At 42.0% G+C, this 5491-nt stretch carries 5 protein-coding genes and 1 pseudogene; 5 read left to right on the forward strand and 1 reads right to left on the reverse strand.

The annotated features are described in order from the left end of the window. Window positions 1–107: Rpn family recombination-promoting nuclease/putative transposase (locus IR173_RS17745; RefSeq protein ID WP_237040846.1), on the reverse strand; the 107-nt coding region annotated here is incomplete at its 3' end. Window positions 108–466: 359 nt separating this feature from the next. On the opposite strand from IR173_RS17745, the gene IR173_RS17750 reads away from it, so the two are divergent. From IR173_RS17750 to IR173_RS17770, 5 genes and pseudogenes are all read left to right on the forward strand, one after another. Beyond that, a complete protein-coding gene (locus tag IR173_RS17750) occupies window positions 467–724 on the forward strand; it encodes a helix-turn-helix domain-containing protein (protein ID WP_394800688.1) in 258 nt (85 codons plus the stop codon). A gap of 71 nt (window positions 725–795) precedes the next feature. Then, window positions 796–3300: an HlyD family secretion protein gene (locus IR173_RS17755; protein WP_237040843.1), complete on the forward strand. Its 2505-nt coding sequence runs from the start codon at window positions 796–798 to the stop codon at window positions 3298–3300. Window positions 3301–3334: 34 nt separating this feature from the next. Continuing rightward, window positions 3335–4219: a BT1926 family outer membrane beta-barrel protein gene (locus tag IR173_RS17760; RefSeq protein ID WP_237040844.1), complete on the forward strand. Its 885-nt coding sequence runs from the start codon at window positions 3335–3337 to the stop codon at window positions 4217–4219. A gap of 87 nt (window positions 4220–4306) precedes the next feature. Next, complete coding sequence (locus IR173_RS17765) at window positions 4307–4894, forward strand: DUF4369 domain-containing protein (protein ID WP_237040845.1); 588 nt, start codon at window positions 4307–4309, stop codon at window positions 4892–4894. A gap of 22 nt (window positions 4895–4916) precedes the next feature. Then, a pseudogene (locus IR173_RS17770) lies at window positions 4917–5491 on the forward strand (OmpA family protein); the annotation flags it as partial.

Below are 5491 nucleotides of genomic sequence, written 5' to 3' on the forward strand. Positions count from 1 at the left end.
CCCACCAGCAGGTCGTTCAGGAAGTCTATCAGCAAATCCTTGCTGACCTCCTGACCGAATATCTTCTTGAAACCCACGTCCGTAAAAGGGTTGATAAATTTTCCCATATCACTGTATTTTCAACAAAGATAATCTTTTAATGGGAACCGGACAAGAAGGCGGGAGATTTTATTTAGAGAGGCCGGATTTTGCAGGAACATAATAAAACGAGAATCGGCAAGCTTTTTTCTATAAAAATTGGTTGCTTTATTTGACAGTATGACATTCGTGTGAGGACTGTATGCCTCTTTCGTTTTACTCTGATAACATCCCGTTCCTTCCCTTTCCTGTTAGTATTATTTCTCTTGATGGAATCGTGGAATACCTCCAATATTTATATAGAACCTATATAAAATAAGGGATAAATCCCAAACTGCTTCTCTTTCTCCAATACCACTGATAATCAGCGTAATATCTTCTTTTTGCAATCGGCACGAATACTACCTACCTCTCAAATGTCGTGAATCATTACTTCAAGTGCAACCTTAAGACACTGGTAAACAGGTGTCGGGTGGAGTATGCCAAACTCCTTCTGCGAAAGGAAAAATACACGGCTGACGAGTTGATAAAGCTTTGCGGGTTTACCTCCAGAAGTGTCTTCTATTCTGCCTTTACCAAAGAAGTTGGCACGGTCCCTTCACGGTACCCCGGAGACTCGCTCCCGTTTCCCTCTAAATACGATTAAGTCCTTTATATAATAATAAACAAAAAAAACAAATCAAGTTTTTAAATTTATAAATTTAAAGTTTTTCTATTATGAACAAAAAATTTTTAAGTGTAGTCCTGTTCGGAGCTCTTATGGCCGGCTCTTCAGTGACTTTCACGGGATGTATCGACAACGATGAACCCGCAGGTATCGAAGAACTTCGCGGTGCCAAAGCTGAGCTGATTAGAGCAAAAGTAGCCGTAGAAGCAGCAAATGCTGCTCGTGAAAATGCAAATGCCGCTTTAATCTTAGCACAAGCTGAAGTACAGAAAGCACAAGCTGCTTATTGGAATGCAGATGCTGCAAAGAAACAAGCTGAAGCTGATTCTATGGCAGCTGTTTCTGACGCAGAAAGAGCAAAAGCTGATAGTCTGATTGCTTATTATAAGCAACAGATGGAAGAAGCAGCCTTGACACACGATACTGTTATGGTTAAGTTACAAAAAGATTTGGCTATAGCAAAGCGTCAATATGAATTAGCTATTAAACAAATTGAAATAGCTAAGGCTACCTTATCTGAAAAAGATCGAGTAAAAGTATCTGACCTACAAGGACTTGTAGATGATTTGTATGCACAGATTTATGGTGGAACAATTGTTTCTGCAGATGGGAAAAATACTATTACAATAAAAGCAGAGGACAGTTTTGCTGGAATTGTAGATGATAAGCAGAAAAAATTGAATGAGATTTTGATGAAAAAGGCTCACGGTTTGTATGTTGACGATGACCAAAAAGATAATTTGATTGAAGAATATCAAAATCAGATTGTCAAAGATTCTTTGGGCGTTGTAACTGCAACAAAAAAAGTTGCTGATTTGGAAGCTTTCGTCGAAAAGAATCCTGCAGCTGTTAATTGGGTAGAAGAAATTGAAACATTGACAGACTCTATTAAAACTTTGGAAAATCAGTCTATGAAACTGGCTTCTGAAATTGAAATAAAAGAGAATAGCCAGGAAGCTGTAGATGCAGAATTAGCTTATAAGAAGGCTCAAGGAGCTACAAATGAATACAAAACAAAGATAGGCTCAAAAGGTGAAAAACTGCCTGTTGATGCTTATAAGTATGAATACGCTTTTGACAACGGATATAGTTATGGTCTGGCAGACTTTGAAATTGAAAAGAACGCTCCTGCCGGTACAAGTTTGGAAACAGTAAAACGTGAGATAGAAAAGGTAGACCACAAATTGGCCGGTTATACCAGTGAAAGAATTAATGTATTGAAGAATTGGAAAGAAAATGGTATCAAGGCTGAAACTAAGACTTACCAAGATGCTGTGACAGAATATAAAGATGCCAAGACTAAGTATGAAGGTTGTCCGGCTGACGACAAATGGACAAACACTAATAAAACTGGTATTTTAGACAAAGCACAAACTGCTGTTGCAACTTATACAGATGCCGTAAGTAAGATTGAGAATGGTACAGGGACAGCTACTGACAAGGCAATTGCAAAACTGACAGCAGCCAATACGTTAGCTTCAGCATTGGTTACATTCTATACAGAAGCTGAAAAGTTCAATGTAGTATTAGCGAAGTTCTCAGTATTGAATACAACGACTGTAGGTGGTACTGAAATCCCAACAGGCTATACAACCAAGACTATTAAAGAATGGTTGTCTGGTACAAATGGTGGCGTTGAATTAATGAACATAGCAACAGAAGTTGGTGATGTAAACTATTTTGTTGAGATGGTTTCTACTGGTAAACAGGAAACAATTACTAGTGTGGTTGATGGTAAAACAAAAATAGAACACACGATTAGTGCCGGTTTGGTAAAGAGAGATAATAAAACTTCTTTGTTGACTGCATTAGTAACCGCATCCGAAGACGCATTTGGTCTAAAGATTGCAGAAGAATCTCAAAGTGGCAAAAAGTATCTTGAGATTGAACCGACAGAAGCAGAAGTTATTGCTTTCGTACAAAGCGGTCATGCTACATTTGACGAGTGTGGTGCTATGGGTAAATATTTGGATGCCAAACTTGCCATGGAAGATAAAGAATATGAAAATTATGAAACATGGATGAAGGACTTGGTTGCTGCCAAAGTTAGCCTGACAGCTGAGAAAGAAAGCATTGAAGCTGCACAAAAAGCTGCTGTTGAAAAATTGGAAGCATTGAATACTGCTGAAGAAGAAGCAAAAGAGGCTTGGGAAACAGCTAAGGATACTAAAGAATTAACTGCTCAAAAACAAGTCGTGGATGCTTATAAAAAAGCAGCGGGTGAAGTAAAGGCTGCATTAGTTGCTGCTGTTAACACATACCTTAAAAATGAAACCGATGGAGAGATTAATGATTATGAAGGTTTCATCGAAAGTCTTAATGAAAAAATAACAGAAGCAAAGACCGAACTCAATGATAAGAAGATTGCTCTTGCAAATGCTAAAGTCACATTAGAAAAGGCCTTGTCCGGTGAATATGGAGCAGAAGTCTTGGCTCGCAAGCAATTGGAAGCAGCAATGACTGATTTGGAAAAAGCTCAAGACAAGTATGCTGTTGCTCTTAAGAATTTGGAAACAGCCTTGCAAATCATGGCTGGTGATACATCAGCCGAATAATAGAGTTTCATCAACACTATAAAAATAGTATATAATGATTAAGAAACTATGCACATTACTCTTGCTTGCTACCTTGTCTGCGCCTCTTTTGGCGCAGACTGTGGGCAGCAGTTGTGATGGTGTGTCGTTTGCTCCCAAGAAAGGTCAATGGCAGATATCAGTGCTGCTGGGCGGAGGTAACAATTTCTACAACGAAAACACCTCTTACCTGCTGCCAAAATTCTCTCATAATGGTACGGTTGACAAAGACGGTACCATAGGGCTTCCCGATGCGGATGCTCAGGATGGGGATTTAAGCGCATATTTGAACATTGACGGCTTGAATAACAATAGTCTGACCAATATTCTGGGTATTGAAGGAAAATATTTCCTGTCTGACTGCTGGGACATCAACTTCCAGTTTAGCATGAATATCAACCTGACTCCCAAGAAGGACTATGTGGAAGGAGAATATGACGAAGTACCGGATATGATTATTCCCGCGCAGAGTTACATCAGTGCACGGATGAGCAATAACTGGTACGCGGCTGTAGGAACCAACCGTTATTTCAAGGTGGGCAACCCTCGCATCCATCCCTATCTGGGCGGCTCTCTGGGCTTCCAGATGGCACGTGTTGAGACAACAAAACCTTATACGGGTGATATGGTGAAAGACCCTGATACAGAAGTGGAAGTACCCGAACAGGTTTACGGCAGCGGCAGCAATGCCGGCCAGATGTTCGGTGTTAAGGCCGCCGGTGTAGCCGGTATCGAGTATAGCCTGGCTCCGGGTCTGGTACTGGGATTCCAGTTCCAACCCCTGGCCTACCGCTACGATGTCATCCAGCTCTGTCCCAAAGGTTTTGACAAATACAACGCTTCTCACCACAATATCAAGATTTTTGATATGCCGGTGCTGAAACTGGGTATAAGATTCTAACGTAATCCGTTTACGTAGTAAATAACAAAAGGCCGTTCCGCTAAAGCGATTTAGCCGGACGGCTTTTTTCAAATGAGAGAACCCGGAATGAAAAAATATATTCTGTTTTTACTTATTACAATTGAAGCTGTCTCCTTCAGTTCCTGTTCTGACGGTGGTACGACCATCCATGGCAAACTGAGCGTATTGAAGCATGAAGCCAAGAATGTCTATTTATGCGATGCCTATAGTTATAAGACGATAGACAGTACCAGGGTAAACGATGGCAAATTCGTGTTCCATATTCCCGATTCAGTCAAAGGCATCCGTCTGTTGGCCTTGAGAAATGCCCTGGAGGAGAATCTTCCCCTTTCCCTGCCTGTGGTAGTGGGTGAGGGAGATGTAAATGTAATCATGGGTGAAACCATTCTTACGTATGGCACCCCCTTGAATGACCGTTTACAGGATTTCCTTTTGGCAACCGATGCTTTTCATGGGGAAATGCTCAAAAAAGAATTGTCTGCTGCAGAAATAGCTCCGCTGTTCACTTCTTTGCTGCAGGAACAGATACTTCTGAACAGGGATAACATTGTAGGGGTTTATATTTATAAATCATATAAATCCCGTTTTTCTCCCGAGAAAAAAGAAGAACTGATCAGACAATGTGGTGAGTGGTTTGGTAAACAGATAAAATAATTAATCCCTAAAAGTATTGATTATGAGAAAGACTTTATTAGTGGCTGCTTTCGCCCTGTTCGGCACCGCAGCCGTTTCACATGCTCAGAGTACAGAAAACAACTGGTTCCTCCAGGGCCAGGTGGGTGCCTCCTATTCTTTGGACGGTACAGGTATCGGCAAACTGATCTCTCCGGCAGGGCAAATCGCTGTCGGTAAATACTTCAACCCCTATGTGGGCGCACGTCTGGCCGTCAGCGGCTGGAGGGGAAGGGCCGGAAGCGGAAGCAAGCCCGCACGCGGATTCTATTATGGTGCGGCCACCGTGGACGGCCTGTTCAACATGAGCAGCCTGTTCTGCGGAAGCAACCCCGAACGCTTCTTTAATGCACGCCTTATCGCGGGTGTCGGTTACAACCAGACCTTTGACGAGGGTGCGAGCAGCTTTATGGCCAGACTGGGTCTTCAGGCCAGCTTCCGTCTGAACAAGGCGTTCGACTTCAATGTTGAAGCACTGGCCAACGGTGTTTCCGACCGCTGGAACCGTCAGGACGACCACAGCTTCGATTCCTATTATAATGTGCTGGTGGGTATCACCTACAAGTTCGGTACCGGATT

Source organism: Phocaeicola faecalis (assembly GCF_021730445.1).
Classification (GTDB): domain Bacteria; phylum Bacteroidota; class Bacteroidia; order Bacteroidales; family Bacteroidaceae; genus Phocaeicola; species Phocaeicola faecalis.